The organism is Streptomyces sp. NPDC058579, from assembly GCF_042718575.1.
Lineage (GTDB): Bacteria > Actinomycetota > Actinomycetes > Streptomycetales > Streptomycetaceae > Streptomyces.
Genome location: NZ_JBHXPI010000058.1, coordinates 1 through 17,932, shown reverse-complemented (window position 1 = coordinate 17,932; position 17,932 = coordinate 1). Strand labels below are relative to the sequence as shown.

Annotated in this window: 17 protein-coding genes; 6 read left to right on the top strand and 11 right to left on the bottom strand. The window is 71.1% G+C overall.

All coding sequences use genetic code 11. From position 1 onward, the window contains the following. Positions 1-129: 129 nt before the first annotated feature. Complete coding sequence (locus ACFWRO_RS34340) at positions 130-450, bottom strand: hypothetical protein (protein WP_362014086.1); 321 nt, start codon at positions 448-450, stop codon at positions 130-132. A gap of 93 nt (positions 451-543) precedes the next feature. Beyond that, on the bottom strand, positions 544-1,491 hold the full coding sequence (locus ACFWRO_RS34335) for a heme o synthase (protein WP_384517724.1): 948 nt from the start codon (positions 1,489-1,491) through the stop codon (positions 544-546). Between the two features lie 328 nt (positions 1,492-1,819). On the opposite strand from ACFWRO_RS34335, the gene tkt reads away from it, so the two are divergent. From tkt to pgl, 5 genes are read left to right on the top strand one after another with little or no spacing between them, the layout of a single operon-like run. Continuing rightward, positions 1,820-3,907: a transketolase gene (gene tkt, locus ACFWRO_RS34330; RefSeq protein ID WP_384517721.1), complete on the top strand. Its 2,088-nt coding sequence runs from the start codon at positions 1,820-1,822 to the stop codon at positions 3,905-3,907. A 33-nt stretch (positions 3,908-3,940) separates the two neighbouring features. Further along, positions 3,941-5,059 (top strand): transaldolase, encoded by a 1,119-nt coding sequence (gene tal, locus ACFWRO_RS34325; RefSeq protein WP_384517718.1) that lies wholly within the window; start codon positions 3,941-3,943, stop codon positions 5,057-5,059. A 5-nt stretch (positions 5,060-5,064) separates the two neighbouring features. Beyond that, on the top strand, positions 5,065-6,597 hold the full coding sequence (gene zwf, locus ACFWRO_RS34320; RefSeq protein WP_384517715.1) for a glucose-6-phosphate dehydrogenase: 1,533 nt from the start codon (positions 5,065-5,067) through the stop codon (positions 6,595-6,597). Continuing rightward, the gene (opcA, locus tag ACFWRO_RS34315) at positions 6,594-7,628 is read left to right on the top strand and encodes a glucose-6-phosphate dehydrogenase assembly protein OpcA (protein ID WP_384517713.1); all 1,035 of its coding nucleotides are present in this window, start codon (positions 6,594-6,596) and stop codon (positions 7,626-7,628) included. Before zwf ends, opcA begins: the two co-directional genes overlap by 4 nt. Continuing rightward, a complete protein-coding gene (gene pgl / locus ACFWRO_RS34310) occupies positions 7,625-8,431 on the top strand; it encodes a 6-phosphogluconolactonase (RefSeq protein ID WP_384517710.1) in 807 nt (268 codons plus the stop codon). Before opcA ends, pgl begins: the two co-directional genes overlap by 4 nt. A 40-nt stretch (positions 8,432-8,471) precedes the next feature. Here the strand turns inward: pgl and ACFWRO_RS34305 are convergent, their stop codons facing one another. The 5 genes from ACFWRO_RS34305 to ACFWRO_RS34285 all read right to left on the bottom strand — a co-directional run bounded on the left by ACFWRO_RS34305 (position 8,472) and on the right by ACFWRO_RS34285 (position 14,107). Next, positions 8,472-10,034, bottom strand: coding sequence for a PH domain-containing protein (locus ACFWRO_RS34305; RefSeq protein ID WP_384517707.1), 1,563 nt, complete (start codon positions 10,032-10,034; stop codon positions 8,472-8,474). Continuing rightward, positions 10,031-10,543 carry a PH domain-containing protein gene (locus ACFWRO_RS34300; RefSeq protein ID WP_384517704.1) on the bottom strand — a complete coding sequence of 171 codons (513 nt, stop codon included), beginning with the start codon at positions 10,541-10,543 and terminating at the stop codon, positions 10,031-10,033. The genes ACFWRO_RS34305 and ACFWRO_RS34300 overlap by 4 nt, the downstream gene beginning before the upstream one ends. A gap of 4 nt (positions 10,544-10,547) precedes the next feature. Continuing rightward, positions 10,548-12,206 carry a glucose-6-phosphate isomerase gene (gene pgi, locus ACFWRO_RS34295; protein WP_384517784.1) on the bottom strand — a complete coding sequence of 553 codons (1,659 nt, stop codon included), beginning with the start codon at positions 12,204-12,206 and terminating at the stop codon, positions 10,548-10,550. A gap of 92 nt (positions 12,207-12,298) precedes the next feature. Then, on the bottom strand, positions 12,299-13,063 hold the full coding sequence (locus ACFWRO_RS34290; RefSeq protein ID WP_384517701.1) for a sugar isomerase domain-containing protein: 765 nt from the start codon (positions 13,061-13,063) through the stop codon (positions 12,299-12,301). 120 nt (positions 13,064-13,183) lie between these two features. Continuing rightward, positions 13,184-14,107, bottom strand: a complete 924-nt coding sequence (locus tag ACFWRO_RS34285; protein ID WP_384517698.1) for an N-acetylglucosamine kinase — start codon at positions 14,105-14,107, stop codon at positions 13,184-13,186. 70 nt (positions 14,108-14,177) lie between these two features. Between ACFWRO_RS34285 and ACFWRO_RS34280 the strand changes: the two genes are divergently transcribed. Continuing rightward, on the top strand, positions 14,178-15,026 hold the full coding sequence (locus ACFWRO_RS34280) for a MurR/RpiR family transcriptional regulator (RefSeq protein ID WP_384517695.1): 849 nt from the start codon (positions 14,178-14,180) through the stop codon (positions 15,024-15,026). An 84-nt stretch (positions 15,027-15,110) separates the two neighbouring features. Here ACFWRO_RS34280 and ACFWRO_RS34275 read toward each other — a convergent pair whose 3' ends face one another. The 4 genes from ACFWRO_RS34275 to ACFWRO_RS34260 form a co-directional block, all read right to left on the bottom strand. Continuing rightward, the gene (locus ACFWRO_RS34275) at positions 15,111-15,446 is read right to left on the bottom strand and encodes an RNA polymerase-binding protein RbpA (protein ID WP_003976875.1); all 336 of its coding nucleotides are present in this window, start codon (positions 15,444-15,446) and stop codon (positions 15,111-15,113) included. Positions 15,447-15,523: 77 nt separating this feature from the next. Next, positions 15,524-15,754, bottom strand: a complete 231-nt coding sequence (secG, locus tag ACFWRO_RS34270) for a preprotein translocase subunit SecG (RefSeq protein ID WP_384517691.1) — start codon at positions 15,752-15,754, stop codon at positions 15,524-15,526. Between the two features lie 112 nt (positions 15,755-15,866). Further along, positions 15,867-16,643: a triose-phosphate isomerase gene (gene tpiA / locus ACFWRO_RS34265; RefSeq protein ID WP_384517688.1), complete on the bottom strand. Its 777-nt coding sequence runs from the start codon at positions 16,641-16,643 to the stop codon at positions 15,867-15,869. Positions 16,644-16,648: 5 nt separating this feature from the next. Further along, complete coding sequence (locus tag ACFWRO_RS34260) at positions 16,649-17,860, bottom strand: phosphoglycerate kinase (RefSeq protein ID WP_384517685.1); 1,212 nt, start codon at positions 17,858-17,860, stop codon at positions 16,649-16,651. Between the last annotated feature and the right edge of the window lie 72 nt (positions 17,861-17,932).

Sequence of the window (17,932 nt, the reverse complement as noted above, 5' to 3'; positions counted from 1 at the left end):
GTGGACGTTCTTCCACACGTCCTAACGGGTGAGCCCCACCCGAGGTTGTTGCCTCCCGCGTCGAACGGATACGCGGGGAGGCGGGTCGCGCCGGGAGGCGGGTCGCGCGGGCGGACAGGCGAGCGCGGGTTACGCGTTCGACGGGCCGCCCAGCTGGATCCCGGCCATCCGGGACCACTCGTACGGGCCGGTGACGACCTTCGCGGCGAACTCGCCGTCGAACTCGTCGTGGAGCGTGAGCCCGGCCTTCTCGGCCGCCTGCTCGGCGATCGCGTACGTCGGGGCCACCAGGTCGCCCCAGCCGCCGTCCTCGCCGACGAGGACGATGCGAGTGCCGGCCTGGCCGATGTGGGCGAGCTGGCCCTCGGCGCCGCCGTGCTCCTTGGAGAACGTCCGGATCTGCTTGGCGAGCCGGGCCGCCCTGCGCTCAGCCTGCTTCGTGTCTGCCATGACAAGGATGCTACCGATGGGTAGATCAATTGGCGACGGCCGGTGCGCGTGGTCTTGCCCACGTGCACCGGCCGTTGATGAGGACCTGAGGCGCTACCTCAGGAAGGGGTCGACCGCGACCGCCACGAAGAGCAGCGAGACATAGGTGATCGACCAGTGGAAGAGGCGCATCTCCTTGAGCTTCGCCCCGGTCGCGCCGTTCTTCGCGCGGTTCAGGAGCCCGTGCGCCTCCCAGAGCCACCAGCCGCCGGTGACCAGCGCCACCGCCGTGTAGAACCAGCCGGTGTAGCCGAGCGGGGTGAGCAGCAGCGAGACCGCGACCATGACCCAGCTGTACGCGACGATCTGCCGGGCCACGACCTTGTTGGAGGCGAGGACCGGGAGCATCGGCACGCCGGCCCGCGCGTAGTCGTCCTTCACCTTCATCGACAGCGGCCAGTAGTGCGGCGGCGTCCAGAAGAAGATGACGAGGAAGAGGATGATCGCGGCCCACGACATCGAGTTGGTGACGGCCGACCAGCCGATGAGCACCGGCAGACAGCCGGCGATGCCGCCCCAGACGATGTTCTGGGAGGTGCGCCGCTTGAGGATCATCGTGTAGACCACGACGTAGAAGAGGAGCGCGCCGAGCGCGAGGGCGGCGGAGAGCCAGTTGACCAGGAGGCCGAACCAGAGCGTGGAGACCACGGCGAGGGTCAGGCCGAAGACGAGGCCCTCACGCGGGGTGAGGACGCCGGTGACGAGCGGCCGCTGGGAAGTGCGGTCCATCAGCGCGTCGATGTCGCGGTCGATGTACATGTTCAGCGCGTTGGCGCCGCCCGCCGACAGGTAGCCGCCGAAGCAGGTGGCGAGCACCAGCCAGAGGTTCGGCACGCCCTGCTCGGCGAGGAACATGACCGGAACGGTCGTGATGAGCAGCAGCTCGATGATCCGCGGCTTGGTCAGCGCCACGAATGCCTTGACGCGGGCCCCGAACGGCCGGTGGCCCCCCGGGCTGGGAGTCAAGACGACCCCTGCGGGTCGGGACTCGACGGCCGTCACGCACACCCCTGACAGAGAAATTCCCAGCAAGCTCCCCGGATGAAGACGGGGTGAAGACTTGCGCGTACCACGCCACTCTAGACGTTGCCCATACGCCGATCTTCGCGGGGGTGGGGTCGTGTTGAGGGGGCTCGTCCCAAGGAGTGGACAACGCTCCGTACGGCGCTCGGGAGGCAAAGTGACGGAGTCCCCCGCAGTCTTGACGTATCCGCTCATGTGAGGGGCCCTGACCCGAAATGATGGCCTGATGACGGGGGTAGGCTCGACAGCGCCGGTACACCCTCAGTCACCGGCTTCCCGTACATGTGGAGAGGAGCCCTGACTCAGGGTGAGCACTCAGCCGACCACCGCAGACCTTGACTGGACCGAGCTGGACCAGCGGGCCGTGGACACCGCCCGCATCCTGGCAGCGGACGCCGTACAGAAGGTCGGCAACGGCCATCCCGGTACGGCCATGAGCCTGGCGCCCGCCGCGTACACCCTCTTCCAGAAGGTGATGCGGCACGACCCGGCCGACCCGGAGTGGGTGGGCCGCGACCGTTTCGTGCTCTCGGCCGGTCACTCGTCCCTGACGCTCTACACCCAGCTGTACCTGGGCGGCTTCGGGCTCGAGCTGGACGACCTGAAGGCGTTCCGCACCTGGGGTTCGAAGACCCCGGGCCACCCGGAGTACGGGCACACCGCGGGCGTCGAGACGACGACGGGCCCGCTGGGCCAGGGTGTCGCCAACGCCGTGGGCATGGCGATGGCCGCCCGCTACGAGCGCGGTCTGTTCGACCCGGAGGCGGCCCCCGGCACCTCCCCGTTCGACCACCGGATCTACGCGATCGCCGGTGACGGCTGCCTCCAGGAGGGCATCTCCGCCGAGGCGTCCTCGATGGCCGGTCACCAGAAGCTCGGCAACCTGATCCTGCTGTGGGACGACAACCACATCTCGATCGAGGGCGACACCGAGACGGCCGTGTCCGAGGACACGATGAAGCGGTACGAGGCGTACGGCTGGCACGTGCAGCGCGTCGAGGCGAAGGCCAACGGCGACCTGGACCCGGCCGCGCTCTTCGCGGCGATCAAGGCCGCCGAGGCCGAGACCGAGCGTCCGTCGTTCATCGCGATGCGCTCGATCATCGCCTGGCCCGCCCCGAACGCCCAGAACACCGAGGCCGCGCACGGCTCGGCGCTCGGCGACGAGGAGATCGCGGCCACCAAGCGGATCCTCGGCTTCGACCCGGAGCAGACCTTCGAGGTCGCCGACGAGGTCATCGGCCACACCCGCTCGCTGGGCGACCGCGGCCGTGAGGCCCGCGCCGCGTGGGAGAAGTCCCTCGCCGAGTGGCGTACGGCCAATCCGGAGCGGGCGGCCACGTTCGACCGCATCGAGGCCAACGAGCTGCCCGAGGGCTGGGAGGCGCGGCTTCCCGTGTTCGAGGCGGGCAAGGCCATCGCGACCCGCGCCGCGTCCGGCAAGGTCCTGCAGTCGCTCGGCGCGGTCATCCCGGAGCTGTGGGGCGGCTCGGCCGACCTGGCCGGCTCGAACAACACGACGATCGACAAGACCTCGTCGTTCCTGCCCGAGGGCAACCCCCTGCCCGAGGCGGACCCGTACGGCCGCACGATCCACTTCGGCATCCGCGAGCACTCCATGGCCGCGGAGATGAACGGCATCGCGCTGCACGGCAACACCCGCGTCTACGGCGGCACCTTCCTGGTGTTCTCCGACTACATGCGCAACGCGGTGCGGCTCTCCGCGCTGATGCACCTGCCGGTGACGTACGTCTGGACCCACGACTCGATCGGTCTCGGCGAGGACGGCCCGACGCACCAGCCGGTGGAGCACATCGCCTCGCTGCGCGCGATCCCCGGTCTCAACGTCGTCCGCCCGGCGGACGCCAACGAGACCGCCATCGCCTGGCGCGAGATCACCAAGCGGCACACCCGCGTGTTCGGCAAGGGCGCCCCGCACGGCCTCGCGCTGACCCGCCAGGGCGTCCCGACGTACGACTGGAACGAGGACGCGGCCAAGGGTGGGTACGTCCTGTTCGACGCCGAGGGTGGCGAGGCCCAGGTCGTGCTGATCGGCACGGGCTCCGAGGTGCACGTGGCCGTCGAGGCGCGCGAGCAGCTCCAGGCCGCCGGCGTCCCGACCCGGGTGGTCTCGATGCCGTCCGTCGAGTGGTTCGAGGAGCAGGACCAGGCGTACAAGGACTCCGTCCTGCCGCCGTCGGTGAAGGCGCGCGTGGCCGTCGAGGCCGGTATCGGTCTCACCTGGCACAAGTACGTCGGCGACGCCGGCCGGATCATCTCGCTCGAGCACTTCGGTGCCTCGGCCGACGCGAAGGTCCTCTTCCGCGAGTTCGGCTTCACGCCGGAGGCCGTCGCTGCCGCCGCCCGGGAATCTCTGGCCGCCGCGGCGCGCTGACGCCAACTAGACACGAGTTTTGGAGAACCTCTCATGACAGACGCTCTCAAGCGCCTCTCCGACGAAGGCGTCGCGATCTGGCTGGACGACCTCTCGCGCCAGCGGATCACGTCCGGAAACCTGGCCGAGCTCATCGACCAGCAGCACGTGGTGGGTGTGACCACCAACCCGTCCATCTTCCAGAAGGCGATCTCGGAGGGCCACGGTTACGACCAGCAGCTCGCCGAGCTCGCCGCGCGCAAGGTGACCGTGGACGAGGCCATCCGCATGATCACGACGGCTGACGTGAGGGACGCCGCCGACATCCTGCGTCCGGTCTTCGACTCCACGGACGGCCAGGACGGCCGGGTCTCGATCGAGGTCGACCCGCGCCTGGCCCACAACACGGCGGCGACCATCGCCGAGGCCAAGCAGCTGGCCTGGCTGGTCGACCGTCCCAACACGCTCATCAAGATCCCGGCCACCAAGGCGGGTCTGCCGGCGATCACCGAGGTCATCGGCCTCGGCATCAGCGTCAACGTGACGCTGATCTTCTCGCTGGAGCGCTACCGCGCGGTCATGGACGCCTACCTGGCCGGCCTGGAGAAGGCCCGCGAGCGCGGCCTCGACCTCTCCAAGATCCACTCGGTGGCGTCCTTCTTCGTCTCCCGCGTGGACTCGGAGATCGACAAGCGCCTGAACGCCATCGGCACGGACGAGGCCAAGGCCCTCAAGGGCAAGGCGGCGCTCGCCAACGCCCGTCTGGCCTACGAGGCGTACGAAGAGGTGTTCTCCTCCGAGCGCTGGGCCGCCCTGGACAAGGCGCAGGGCAACAAGCAGCGTCCGCTGTGGGCCTCGACCGGCGTCAAGGACCCGGCGTACAAGGACACGCTGTACGTCGTGGACCTGGTCGCGCCCGGCACGGTGAACACCATGCCGGAGGCGACCCTGGAGGCCACCGCCGACCACGGCGAGGTCGCCGGCGACACCGTGCGCGGTACCTACGCCCAGGCCCGCGCGGAGCTCGACGCCGTCGAGAAGCTCGGCATCAGCTACGACGACGTGGTACAGCTGCTGGAGGACGAGGGCGTCGAGAAGTTCGACGCGTCCTGGAACGACCTTCTCAAGTCGACCGAGGCGGAGCTTGAGCGCCTCGCACCTTCGGAGGCGTAAGCACTTTGAGCGCAGTCCACGGAGCCAACCCGCTCCGTGACGCCGCAGACCGACGGCTCCCGCGTATCGCGGGGCCGTCGGGTCTGGTGATCTTCGGTGTCACGGGCGATTTGTCCCGTAAGAAGCTGATGCCTGCCGTCTACGACCTCGCCAACCGCGGCCTGCTGCCGCCGGGCTTCTCGCTGATCGGCTTCGCCCGGCGCGAGTGGCAGGACGAGGACTTCGCGCAGGAGGTCTACGAGGCCGTCAAGCAGCACGCCCGCACCCCGTTCCGCGAGGAGGTGTGGCAGCAGCTGATCCAGGGGATGCGCTTCGTCCAGGGCGACTTCGACGACGACGACGCCTTCGAGCAGCTGAAGACCACCATCGACGAGCTGGACAAGGCCCAGGGAACGGGCGGCAACTTCGCCTTCTACCTCTCCGTGCCGCCGAAGTTCTTCGAACTGGTCGTCCAGCAGCTGAAGAAGCACGGCCTGGCCGACCAGAAGGACGGCTCCTGGCGCCGCGCGGTCATCGAGAAGCCCTTCGGCCACAACCTGGTCTCCGCCAAGGAGCTCAACGAGGTCGTCCACGAGGTCTTCCCGCCCGAGGCGGTCTTCCGGATCGACCACTACCTGGGCAAGGAGACCGTCCAGAACATCCTGGCGCTCCGCTTCGCCAACACCCTCTTCGAGCCGATCTGGAACCGGTCGTACGTCGACCACGTGCAGATCACCATGGCCGAGGACATCGGCATCGGCGGCCGCGCCGGCTACTACGACGGCATCGGCGCCGCCCGTGACGTCATCCAGAACCACCTCCTCCAGCTGCTCGCGCTCACCGCGATGGAGGAGCCCGCCTCCTTCGACGCGGACGCGCTCGCGGCCGAGAAGACCAAGGTGCTCGGCGCGGTGAAGCTGCCGAAGGACCTGGGCGCCTCGACCGTGCGCGGCCAGTACGCGCCGGGCTGGCAGGGCGGCGCGAAGGCCGTCGGTTATCTGCAGGAGGACGGGATCGACCCCAAGTCGAAGACCGACACCTTCGCGGCCATCAAGGTGGAGATCGACAACCGCCGCTGGGCGGGCGTCCCCTTCTACCTCCGTACCGGCAAGCGGCTCGGCCGCCGCGTCACCGAGATCGCGGTCGTCTTCCAGCGCGCTCCGCACTCCCCGTTCGACAAGACGGCGACGGAGGAGCTGGGCCAGAACGCCCTGGTCATCCGCGTCCAGCCGGACGAGGGCGTGACGATGCGGTTCGGCTCCAAGGTGCCGGGCACCTCGATGGAGGTCCGGGACGTGTCGATGGACTTCGCGTACGGCGAGTCCTTCACGGAGTCCAGCCCCGAGGCGTACGAGCGGCTCATCCTCGATGTGCTCCTCGGCGACTCGAACCTCTTCCCGCGCGTCGAGGAGGTCGAGCTCTCCTGGAAGATCCTCGACCCGATCGAGCAGTACTGGGACGCGCACGGCAAGCCGGCGCAGTACCCGTCCGGGACCTGGGGTCCGGTCGAGGCGGACGAAATGCTCGCACGAGACGGACGGAGCTGGCGCCGGCCATGAAGACCGACCTCACGGACACCACGTCCAGCAAGATCAACAAGGCGCTGGTGCTCGGGCGGCGTGCCATCGGCACGCCCGCCGTCGGCATGGTGCTCACCCTCGTCATCGTCACCGACGAGGAGAACGCCTACGACGCGCTGAAGGCGGCCAACGACGCGTCCCGTGAACACCCCTCGCGCACCCTGGTGGTCATCAAGCGGGCCGCGCGCTCGCCGCGGGACCGCGCGAAGGCCAGGCTCGACGCCGAGGTCCGCCTCGGCGCCGACGCCAGCACCGGCGAAACGGTTGTCCTCCGGCTGTACGGCGAGGTCGCCGAGCACGCCCAGTCGGTGGTCCTTCCGCTCCTCCTGCCGGACGCGCCCGTCGTCGTCTGGTGGCCGGTCAGCGCCCCGGCCGACCCGGCGAACGACCCGCTGGGCTCGCTCGCCCAGCGCCGGGTGACCGACACGTACGCCGCCGAGCAGCCGATCCACGAGCTGACCGGGCGCGCGGACACGTACACCCCGGGCGACACGGACCTGGCCTGGACCCGGATCACCCCGTGGCGTTCGATGCTGGCCGCCGCGCTCGACCAGGTCGTGTGCGAGGTCACCTCGGCCGAGGTCGAGGGCGAGGAGTTCAACCCGAGCGTCGAGCTGCTGGCCATGTGGCTGGCGGACCGGCTGAAGGTGCCGGTGCGCCGGTCCACCTCGCAGGGGCCCGGGCTCACCTCCGTACGGATGGAGTCCTCCGGGGGGCCGATCGTGCTCGACCGGCCGGACGGCTCGCTGGCGACGCTCTCCATCGAGGGCCAGCCGGACCGTGCCGTGGCGCTCAAGCGCCGCGAGACGGCCGAGCTGATCGCGGAGGAGCTGCGGCGGCTCGACCCGGACGACACGTACGCCTCGGCGCTGCGGTACGGGCTCGACCGGCTGGACGACGAGGCGAAGGTGACGGCCCCCCAGGTGCCGGTCGCGGCCGCCGCCGAGACCAAGGCGGCACCCGCTCCTGCTCCGAAGAAGGCCCCGGCCAAGAAGGCGGCGGCCAAGTGAGCACTCCGCAGCTCGTCGTCCACCGCGACAAGGAGCTGATGGCGCAGGCCGCGGCGGCCCGGCTGATCACCCGGATCGTGGACGCCCAGGCCGCGCGCGGCTCGGCGTCCGTGGTCCTCACGGGCGGCCGGAACGGCAACGGGCTGCTCGCGGCGCTCAGTTCGGCCCCCGCGCGGGACGCGATCGACTGGTCGCGGCTCGATCTGTGGTGGGGCGACGAGCGGTTCCTGCCCGAGGGCGACCCGGAGCGGAACGTCACCCAGGCCCGCGCGGCGCTGCTCGACAGCGTCCCGCTGGACCCGGCGCGCGTGCACGCGATGCCGGCCTCGGACGGGCCGTACGGCAGTGACGTCGAGGCCGCGGCCGAGGCGTACGCGGCCGAACTGGCCGCGGCCGCCGGTCCCGAGCATTATCGATCAGCGGCTGCCGCCGCGGGTGGGCCGGTGCCGTCCTTCGACGTGCTGATGCTGGGCGTCGGTCCTGACACGCACGTGGCCTCGCTCTTCCCGGAGCTTCCGGCGGTCCGCGAGACGGAGCGCACGGTGGTGGGCGTGCACGGCGCGCCCAAGCCGCCGCCGGTCCGGATCTCGCTGACGCTGCCGGCGATCCGGGCCGCGCGTGAGGTCTGGCTGCTCGCGGCGGGCGAGGACAAGGCGAAGGCGGCGGCGATCGCGCTGTCCGGCGCGGGCGAGATCCAGGCCCCTGCGGCGGGCGCCTACGGCCGCTCGCGGACGCTCTGGCTGCTCGACACGGCGGCCGCCTCGGAGCTGCCGCGCGATCTGTATCCGCCGGCGTCGGCCTGACGTCCGGCTTCGGCCTGACGGACGCCTGACGAGGCCCGGTTCACCGCACCACGGTGGACCGGGCCTCCGGCGTTTCCCGTACGGGCTCCAGGAAGGGCGCGAGCAGGTCGGGCACCGCATCGGCCGCGAAGGCCAGGCCCTCGCTCTGCCCGGCGTCGTACACGTCGTACCCGCCCGTGCCCGCCGCCGTCGTCGCGGTCAGGGTCAGCAGCCCCGCACGGCGCTGGTAGTACGACTGCTTGACCGTCCAGCCGATGACCCCGCCGCGCTCCAGGGCGACCGTGGTCCGGCGGACCGTGCCGGAACGGGTCACCAGGTAGTCGCCGCTGACGGCGTGTCCGAGGCTGCGGTACGCGTCGAGGGCGGCCACCACGGCGAGGGCGCCCAGGACGAGGGCGCAGCCCGCGGCGACGTACAGCAGGACCGGAGTGAGGAGCAGCCCGAGGACGACGAGGACCGCGACCGGGGCGAACACGCTCCACAGGGCCCAGCGCAGCCGCCGGGTGCGGGCGGCGCGGGGGTGGGCGGTGAGCGGCGCGCCCGTCGGCGGCTCGGACTCGCGCAGCACCTGCGCGGCGACCCGGTCGGCGACCGCGCGGGGCGCCGCGGGAAGGAGGGTCTTGTGATCGGCGTGCTTGTCCTCGTCGTCCTCGGCGAGACCGGTGGCGACGGCGTCGACGCGGGCGGCCCGGCACATCCGGACGCCCAGCGGCTCGACCAGTTCGACGCCCCGGAGCCGGCGTTCCTCGATGGAGATCGAGCGGGCGGTGAAGAGGCCGCGGCGGACCCGCAGGGTGCCGCCGGGCTCGCGCTCCAGGCGGTAGTTCCACCACATCTCGACCCAGAGGCCGAGCGCGCCGACAGTGCCCGCGAGGACGGCGAGGAGGATCAGGACGAGGATCATCGAGACGATCGAGGTGTCCTGGAAGCGGTCCCCTATCCAGTCGATGACCTCCTCCTGGGCGCCGAACCACTCGCTGACCTGCATCACGGCACCGGCCGCCGCGCCGCCGAAGAGCACGGCGACGAAGGAGACCGGGGCGTAGCGGATCCAGCGCGGGTCGAGCTCGGCGAGGGCGCCGTCGTGGCGGGTGTCCTCGGTGGCGGGGACCGTGCGGTCGAGCAGTTCGCGGCGGAGCCGTTCGCCCTCGGCCCGGGCCACGGGGTCGAGTGCGAGGGTGGACTCGCCGCCGCCGTGGTGCTCGCCGGTCCCGATGCGGACCTCGACCAGGCCGAGGACGCGCTGCAGCGGGTTGGCGGTCAGGTCGACGCTGCGGATCCGCTCGCGGGCCAGCGAGCGGCGCTTGACCAGCAGGAGCCCGGTGTGGAGTTCGGCCCGTTCGGCGCCGATGCGGTAGCGGGTGCGCCGCCAGCGGACGTAGTCGCCGGCCGAGCCGAGGCCGATGAGGAGGGCCGCTCCGGCGAGGATCCAGGCGATGGCCTGCCCGGCGGGTATGCCCTTGGTCAGGCCGAAGTACGTGGGCAGGGCGGCGCCCCCGGCGACGCCCGCGAGGACGACCGCCGTGACCAGGACCGTACGGCGGTCGAGGCGCCGCCAGTCGTCGGGGGTGCCGTCGGGGGCGCCGGTCTCCTCGCCGGTCATGTGGCGTCCCCGGGGGTGGCCTGGGTGATGCGGGTGAGCTTCTCGGCGAGCTCCGCGGCCAGTTCGTGGTCGAGGCCCTCGATCCGGAGCGCGCCCTTGGAGGAGGCCGTGGTCACGGTGACCGTGGCGAGCCGGTACAGCTGCTCCAGCGGACCGCGGACGGTGTCGACGGTCTGGATCCGCGACATGGGCGCGATCCGCCACTCCTGCCAGAAGACCCCGGTACGGACGTAGACGGCGTCCTCGGTGACCTCCCAGCGGTGGACCCGGAACCACCAGGAGGGGAAGAACGCGGCGCAGGCGAGGCCGGCGACCGCGAGGACGGCGGCGGGCAGCCACAGCCAGAACCGGGCCGGCTCGATGAACGCCCCGAGGACGGCCAGGGGCACCACCGGGACGGCGGCGGTGACCAGCCACTGGGTGCGCCACCAGCCGACGGCCCGTTCGTTCAGCGTGTTGCTCGGCGGCCGCAACCGCACCTCGCCCCGCACCGCGTTCTCCCCCCTCACGCTTCTACCTCCCGCGCAGCGAGCGGTAGTGGGCGACGAGCCCGGCGGTGGACGGGTCGAGATGCTCCCCGCTCTCGACCACGCCCTCGGTGAGCACGGGCTCGATCCTCTTGGCGAGGACCTTGCCCAGCTCGACGCCCCACTGGTCGAAGGAGTCGATGTTCCAGATCGCGCCCTGGACGAAGACCTTGTGCTCGTAGAGCGCGACGAGCTGGCCGAGCACGAAGGGGGTGAGTTCCTTGGACAGGATCGTCGTCGTCGGGTGGTTGCCCTGGAACGTCTTGTGCGGGACGAGCTCCTCGGCGACGCCCTCGGCCCGTACCTCCTCGGCGGTCTTGCCGAAGGCGAGGGCCTGGGTCTGGGCGAAGAAGTTGGCCATCAGCAGGTCGTGCTGGGCGACCAGGCCGGGGAGCAGGTCGGCGACGGGCTCGGCGAAGCCGATGAAGTCGGCCGGGATCAGCTTCGTGCCCTGGTGGATCAACTGGTAGTACGCGTGCTGGCCGTTGGTGCCGGGCGTGCCCCAGACGACCGGTCCGGTCTGCCAGTCGACGGGGTTGCCGTCACGGTCGACGGACTTGCCGTTGGACTCCATGTCGAGCTGCTGGAGGTAGGCCGTGAACTTCGACAGGTAGTGCGAGTACGGCAGCACGGCGTGCGACTGGGCGTCGAAGAAACCGCCGTACCAGACGCCGAGGAGGCCGAGGAGCAGCGGCGCGTTCTCGGCGGGCGGGGCGGTACGGAAGTGCTCGTCGACGAGGTGGAAGCCGTCGAGCATCTCGCGGAAGCGGTCCGGACCGATGGCGACCATCAGGGAGAGCCCGATGGCGGAGTCGTACGAATAACGGCCCCCGACCCAGTCCCAGAACTCGAACATGTTGGCGGTGTCGATGCCGAAGTCCTGGACCTTCTCGGCGTTGGTCGACAGGGCCACGAAGTGCTTGGCGACGGCTGCCTGGTCGGCCCTGAGGCCGGTGAGCAGCCAGTCGCGGGCGGAGATGGCGTTGGTGACCGTCTCGATGGTGGTGAAGGTCTTGGAGGCGACGATGAAGAGCGTCTCGGCCGGGTCGAGGTCGCGGACGGCCTCGTGAAGGTCGGCGCCGTCGACGTTGGAGACGAAACGGAACGTCAGGTCCCGCTGGGTGTAGGAGCGCAGGACCTCGTAGGCCATGGCGGGTCCGAGGTCGGAGCCGCCGATGCCGATGTTCACGATGTTCTTGATGGGCTTGCCGGTGTGACCGGTCCACTCGCCGGAGCGGACCTTCTCGGCGAAGGCCGCCATCTTGTCGAGGACGGCGTGGACGGCCGGGACGACGTTCTCGCCGTCGACCTCGATGACGGCGTCGCGCGGCGCGCGCAGCGCGGTGTGCAGGACCGCGCGGTCCTCGGTGGTGTTGATCTTCTCGCCGCGGAACATGGCGTCGCGCAGCTCGGCCACGCCGGTCGCGGCGGCCAGCTCGCGCAGCAGCGCCAGCGTCTCGTCGGTGACGAGGTTCTTGGAGTAGTCCAGATACAGATCGCCGACGCGCAGCGTGTACGCGGTGCCGCGGTCCGGGTCGGCGGCGAACAGCTCGCGCAGTTGGGTGTCTCCCAGCTGCTCGCGGTGCTTGCCGAGGGCGGCCCACTCCGGCGTCCGGTTGAGCCTCGTACGTCCTTCTGCGTTCATCTCGGACATCGCCTACTTCTTCTCTTCCTGCCTGCTTCCCCCGCTGCGACTCCAACCTAGTTGATCGTGAGGGCGGAAGGCGCGCGGCGACTTCAGTGACCGCCGCGATGCAGCCGCCCTGCGTAGCGGGCCTCCAGGACCGCGTTGCGCTCGTGCCCGCCGGGGATGTTGGCGGAGACGTAGACAGGGGCCTCGTACCCCTCGGCGAGCAGCAGGGCGACGGCCTCGGCGACCACCATCTGTACGAGGAGGGAGGAGGTGAGGGTCGAGACCCCGCAGAGCGCGCCGCCGTCCGGGAGCGGGAGCACGGCGTCGCCGGTGGGGGCCCCGTTGTCGAGAACGACGTCCGCGAGATCGGCGAGCCGCCTGCCGCTCGGGTGGAGCGCGGGGACGGCGTGGGTGTGCTCGAGCGAGGTGAGCGCGACGAGCGGATGCCCGGCACCGGTCACCGTGAGGGCCAGGTCGACGATGGAGTTGTTGACCCCGGAGTTGGAGATGACGACGAAGAGGTCCTGCGGGCGGGGCGTGGCCAACGCGTAGAGCCGCTCGGCAAGCCCGGGCGACCGCTCCAGCAGAGGATCGGCAAGCACGGCCGCCTCCTCACCACCGCGCAGCACAAGATCGGCGAGCGCGATCCGACTGGTGGGCACGAACCCCCCGGCCCGCCCGGCGATCTCCAGGGCGGCGGCCTGAGAGTGCCCGGTACCGAAGGCATGGATCACCCCGTCGCCGGCCACACACTCGGCGAAGAGCCGCGCGGCCGCCCCGACGGCGTCCTTGTTAGAGGCGACGACCCGCTCGAAGGCCTGGCGGGCGTAGTCGACGAACAGAGCGGCACCGAGGGCGGGTTGGGACATGGCGGGGGCCTCCGTTGGTTCGATGAGCCGATCGATGGCGGGTGATTCGGTTCAATGAACCAGTCGGGAGCACCACCGTCAAGGGCCCCGCACGGGAGTTGGGCGCAGCCCCGCAGCACATCACGCCAGCAGCCGCGCCAGGGCCACCGCGCCCGTCACACCGTCCGGCACCGGGGCCGGCGTGAGGCCCCAGGGGGCGACCCGGGCCGCGAGGCGGGGCAGGAGGGGGCCGGTGGGGCCGAGGAGGCCGCCTGTGACGATCAGGGGCTCGGCCGGGCGGGGCGTCAGGGCTCTTACCGTCGCGGCCAGTTCGTCCGCCGCGCGGTCCAGGAGCGTGTGGGCCACCTCGTCCCCGGCTCTCGCCGCGTCCATCACCAGCGGGCTGAGCGCCGCGAGCCGCACCGGGTGGGCTCCGAACCCGTACCCGACGACGGCCTCCTTGGTCAGGCCCCCGCACACCTCCCCCACGGGCCCGGTGAGCGCCGTGGCCGCCCCCCGGCCGTCCAGCGCGCGCAGCACCGCCCGCAGTGCCTCGCGCCCCAGCCAGAAGCCGCTGCCGGCGTCACCCAACAGCCAGCCGTCGCCGTCCACCGCACGGACCGTCCTGCGCCGCTCCACGCGCGCGGCGGTGGCACCCGTGCCCGCGATCAGCACGAGCCCGTCCGCCGGGACGCCCGGCCCGGCCGCGAAGGCGATGTCGGCGTCCCCGAGCACCTCGACACGGGCGCCCTCCGCAACGCCCACCCCGCCCAGCGCCTCCAGCAGCGCGGCGTGGGCGTTCGCCAGGCCGCCGCCCTGGCCGCCGCCCGCGAAGCCGGCCACCACGGAGACGACCGCGCCCGCCCGCTCCGGCGGCACGGCGTCCCGCAGGGCGCACGCCAGGTTCCGTACGAGAGCGTCGGGAGGGACGCTCAACGCGTTCCCCGGGCCGCCCGCACCCTCCCTCACCGAAACGCCCGCCGCCGCGTCCGCGAGCCGTGCCCTGATCCGCGTGCCACCGGCGTCGATCCCGAGCACGCACTCCTGAATCCCTGATTCGTTCATCAGCCCGCATGGTGGTTGATAGATTCACGACTCGACAAGCCCCAAGGCCGGCCAGGAGGGAACACCGCCCGTGATCACCGCTCTCATCCGCGCCGAACTGCCCCGCATGTCCGGTTCCTTGCGCAGGGTCGGCGCCTGGGTCCTCGACGACCCGGGCCGGGTGACCGGCGTCTCGGCGGCCGAGTTGGGCCGCCGTACCGGTACGTCCCAGGCCACCGTGACCCGCTTCTGCCGGGCCCTCGGCCTCGGCTCGTACCAGGAACTCCTGCTCGCCCTCGCCCAGGAGCGGGGCGAGAGCGAACGCACCGGCGAGGCCCGCCCCCTCGGCCCCGACATCGGCCCCGACGACCCGCTCGACCAGGTCGTCGCCGCCGTCGCCCAGGCCGATCTCCTCGCCCTGCGCCGGACGGCCGAGCAGCTGGACCTCGACGCCCTGGAGCGGGCCGCGCGGATCCTGGCCAAGGCCCGCCGGATCGACGTCTACGGCGTCGGCGCCTCCGGCATGGTCGCCCAGGAGACCCAGGCGCGGCTCTTCAGCATCGGCTGCGACGCCCGCGGCTGGACGGAGGTGCACGCGGCGGAGACCTCGGCGGCGCTGCTCACGCCCGCGGACGCGGTCGTGGCCGTCTCCCACTCGGGCGCCACCCGCGAAGTCCTCTCCCCGCTGCGGCTCGCCGCCGAACGGGGCGCGCGCACGGTCGCGGTGACCGGCGACCCCCGCTCCCCCGTCGCCCGCGCCGCCTCGCTCCATCTGACGTCGACCTCGGCCGAGACCAGCTTCCGGCGCGGCGGGTTCGGGACCCGTCACTCGGTGCTGCTGATCCTGGACTGCCTCTACGCGCGCGTGGCGCAGCTGACGTACGAGCGGGCGACCGCCGCGATGGCACTCACCGCGCACATTCCGGGCAATCACCGGTAAGAGGGACCTGCATAAGCGAATCGGGCCCTGCCCGCGAACCTGGTTCGCGGGCAGGGCCCGATTCGTCACACTGTCACACCACGCTCAGATCTCGCCGCGCAGCTTGGCGAGCGCCTCCGCGAGGATCGCCTCACCGTCCGCGTCGCTGCGCCGCTCGCGTACGTACGCGAGGTGCGTCTTGTACGGCTCGGTGCGCGGCGGGTCCGGGGGGTTGTCCCGGTCCTGACCGGCCGGGAAGCCGCAACGCGGGCAGTCCCACGTCTCCGGAACCTGTGCGTCACTGGCGAAGCTCGGCTGCGTCTCGTGCCCGTTCGAGCACCAGAAGGAGATGCGGAGGCGCGGTGCCGACTCGCCCCGCTCGGCCTCCCCCATCGGCCCCGCTCCGACCCGGCTTCCCCGGATCGCGTTGCCACTTGCCACGGTCGTAACTCCCTGCGTGATGGTGCTCGAAGATGCCCCAGTCTACGTAAGGCCCAACGCGCGTCCAGTGATTGGAGTTACACGTCCAACTTCATCAGAAGCGCAAGCACGATAATGCAGGCGAACCACATCAGACCGACCACAACGGTGATGCGGTCCAGGTTGCGCTCGGCGACCGAGGAGCCGCCGACGGACGACTGCATGCCGCCGCCGAACATGTCGGAGAGGCCGCCGCCCTTCCCCTTGTGCATCAGCACGAGCAGCATCAGCAGCGCGCTGAAGACGATCAGGGCGATCGAGAACCCCATAACCACGGCTGGACCAACTTCCTCGGACTTATACGGACGGGGGTCGGGCAGGTCCTGCCCGACCCCCGCAAGGGTACGACGGATCGTCGCTACCGCCTACTCACCGTTCGCTTCACTGGTCGCGGAAGCGGACGATCTTGACGAACTCCTCGGAGTCCAGCGCCGCGCCGCCCACCAGGGCGCCGTCGACATCGGGCTGCGCCATGATCGCGGCCACGTTGCCGGACTTGACCGAGCCGCCGTACTGGATGCGGACCTTGTCGGCCAGCTCCTGCGAGTACAGCTCCGCGAGACGGCCGCGGATCGCCCCGCAGACCTCCTGCGCGTCCTCGGGGGTGGCGACCTCGCCGGTGCCGATGGCCCACACCGGCTCGTACGCGATCACGATCGACTCGGCCTGCTCGGCCGGCAGGTCCTTCAGACCGCCGTCGAGCTGGGCGAGGGTGTACGCGACCTGGTTGCCCGCCTTGCGGATGTCCAGGCCCTCACCGACGCACAGGATCGGGGTCACGCCGTGCTTGTAGGCGGCCTTGACCTTGGCGTTGCAGATCTCGTCCGTCTCGGCGTGGTACTGCCGGCGCTCGGAGTGGCCCACGGCGACGTAGGCGCACTTCAGCTTGGACAGCATGAGGCCCGAGATCTCGCCGGTGTACGCACCGGAGTCGTGCGCCGAGATGTCCTGGGCGCCGTACTTGATCTTGAGCTTGTCGCCGTCGACCAGGGTCTGGACGGACCGCATGTCCGTGAAGGGCGGCAGGACCGCGACCTCGACGGCGTCGTAGTCCTTGTCGGTCAGGGCGAAGGCGAGCTTCTGGACGTGGGCGATGGCCTCCAGGTGGTTGAGGTTCATCTTCCAGTTGCCCGCCATCAGCGGGGTACGCGTGCTCAAGGTGTTCAGTCCTCCAGTGCGGCGAGGCCGGGGAGCGTCTTGCCCTCGAGGTATTCGAGGGAGGCGCCGCCACCGGTCGAGATGTGGCCGAAGGCATTCTCGTCGAAGCCCAGGGTGCGCACGGCAGCGGCCGAGTCGCCACCGCCGACGACGGTGAAGGCGCTGCTGTCGACGAGGGCCTGCGCGACGGCGCGGGTTCCTTCGGCGTAGTCGGGGTGCTCGAAGACGCCCACCGGACCGTTCCAGAAGACGGTCTCGGCGTCGGCGATCTTCGAGGCGTACAGCTCACGGGTCTTCGGGCCGATGTCGAGGCCCTCCTTGTCGGAGGGGATCGCGTCGGCGGCGACGGTCTCGAAGTCGGCCGGGGCCTTCGTCTTCAGGTCCGGGAAGTCCGTGGAGACGAGCACGTCGACGGGGAGCACGAGCTCGACGCCGGTCTTCGCGGCGCGCTCCATGTACTCGGTCACCTTCGGGATCTGGTCCTCCTGGAGGAGGGAGATGCCGACCTCGTGGCCCTGGGCCTTGAGGAAGGTGTAGGCCATGCCGCCGCCGATGAGGATGCGGTCGGCCTTGCCGAGCAGTTCGTCGATGACGGCGAGCTTGTCGGAGACCTTGGCGCCGCCGAGCACGACCACGTAGGGGCGCTTGACGTCGGCGGTCAGCTTCTTCAGGACGCCGACCTCGGTGGCGATGAGGTAGCCGGCGGCGTGCGGCAGCAGGGCCGGGAGGTCGAAGACCGAGGCGTGCTTGCGGTGGACGGCGCCGAAGCCGTCGCCGACGTAGAGGTCGGCGAGCTCGGCGAGCTGCTTGGCGAAGGCCTCGCGCTCCTTGTCGTCCTTGGCCGTCTCGCCCGCGTTGAAGCGCAGGTTCTCGATCACGGCCACCTGGCCGTCGGCGAGGCCCGCGACGGTCGCCTTGGCGGACTCGCCGACGGTGTCGGTCGCGAAGGCCACGTCGGCGGCGAGGAGTTCACCGAGGCGCGCGGCGGCCGGGGCGAGGGAGAACGCCGGGTCCGGGGCGCCCTTGGGGCGGCCCAGGTGCGAGGCGACCACGACGCGGGCGCCGGCCTCGGCGAGCGCCTTGACCGTGGGGAGGACGGCGCGGATCCGGCCGTCGTCGGTGATGGTCGTACCGGCCAGCGGCACGTTGAGGTCGGCGCGGACGAATACCCGCTTGCCGGCGACGCCTTCGGCGAGAAGCTCGTCGATCGTCTTCATCTTCTACTGGACTCCTTGGAACGCGGTGAAGCACACGGCACAGGGCTCGGACAGCGCATCCTTGCGCCGTCC

Bases quoted from the DNA above. Each gene is read 5' to 3' on its own strand.
- ACFWRO_RS34340 (WP_362014086.1), bottom strand. From the start codon at position 450: ATGGCAGACACGAAGCAGGCTGAGCGCAGGGCGGCCCGGCTCGCCAAG.
- tal (WP_384517718.1), top strand. From the start codon at position 3,941: ATGACAGACGCTCTCAAGCGCCTCTCCGACGAAGGCGTCGCGATCTGG.
- opcA (WP_384517713.1), top strand. From the start codon at position 6,594: ATGAAGACCGACCTCACGGACACCACGTCCAGCAAGATCAACAAGGCG.
- ACFWRO_RS34305 (WP_384517707.1), bottom strand. From the start codon at position 10,034: ATGACCGGCGAGGAGACCGGCGCCCCCGACGGCACCCCCGACGACTGG.
- pgi (WP_384517784.1), bottom strand. From the start codon at position 12,206: ATGAACGCAGAAGGACGTACGAGGCTCAACCGGACGCCGGAGTGGGCC.
- ACFWRO_RS34290 (WP_384517701.1), bottom strand. From the start codon at position 13,063: ATGTCCCAACCCGCCCTCGGTGCCGCTCTGTTCGTCGACTACGCCCGC.
- ACFWRO_RS34285 (WP_384517698.1), bottom strand. From the start codon at position 14,107: ATGAACGAATCAGGGATTCAGGAGTGCGTGCTCGGGATCGACGCCGGT.
- secG (WP_384517691.1), bottom strand. From the start codon at position 15,754: ATGGGGTTCTCGATCGCCCTGATCGTCTTCAGCGCGCTGCTGATGCTG.
- ACFWRO_RS34260 (WP_384517685.1), bottom strand. From the start codon at position 17,860: ATGAAGACGATCGACGAGCTTCTCGCCGAAGGCGTCGCCGGCAAGCGG.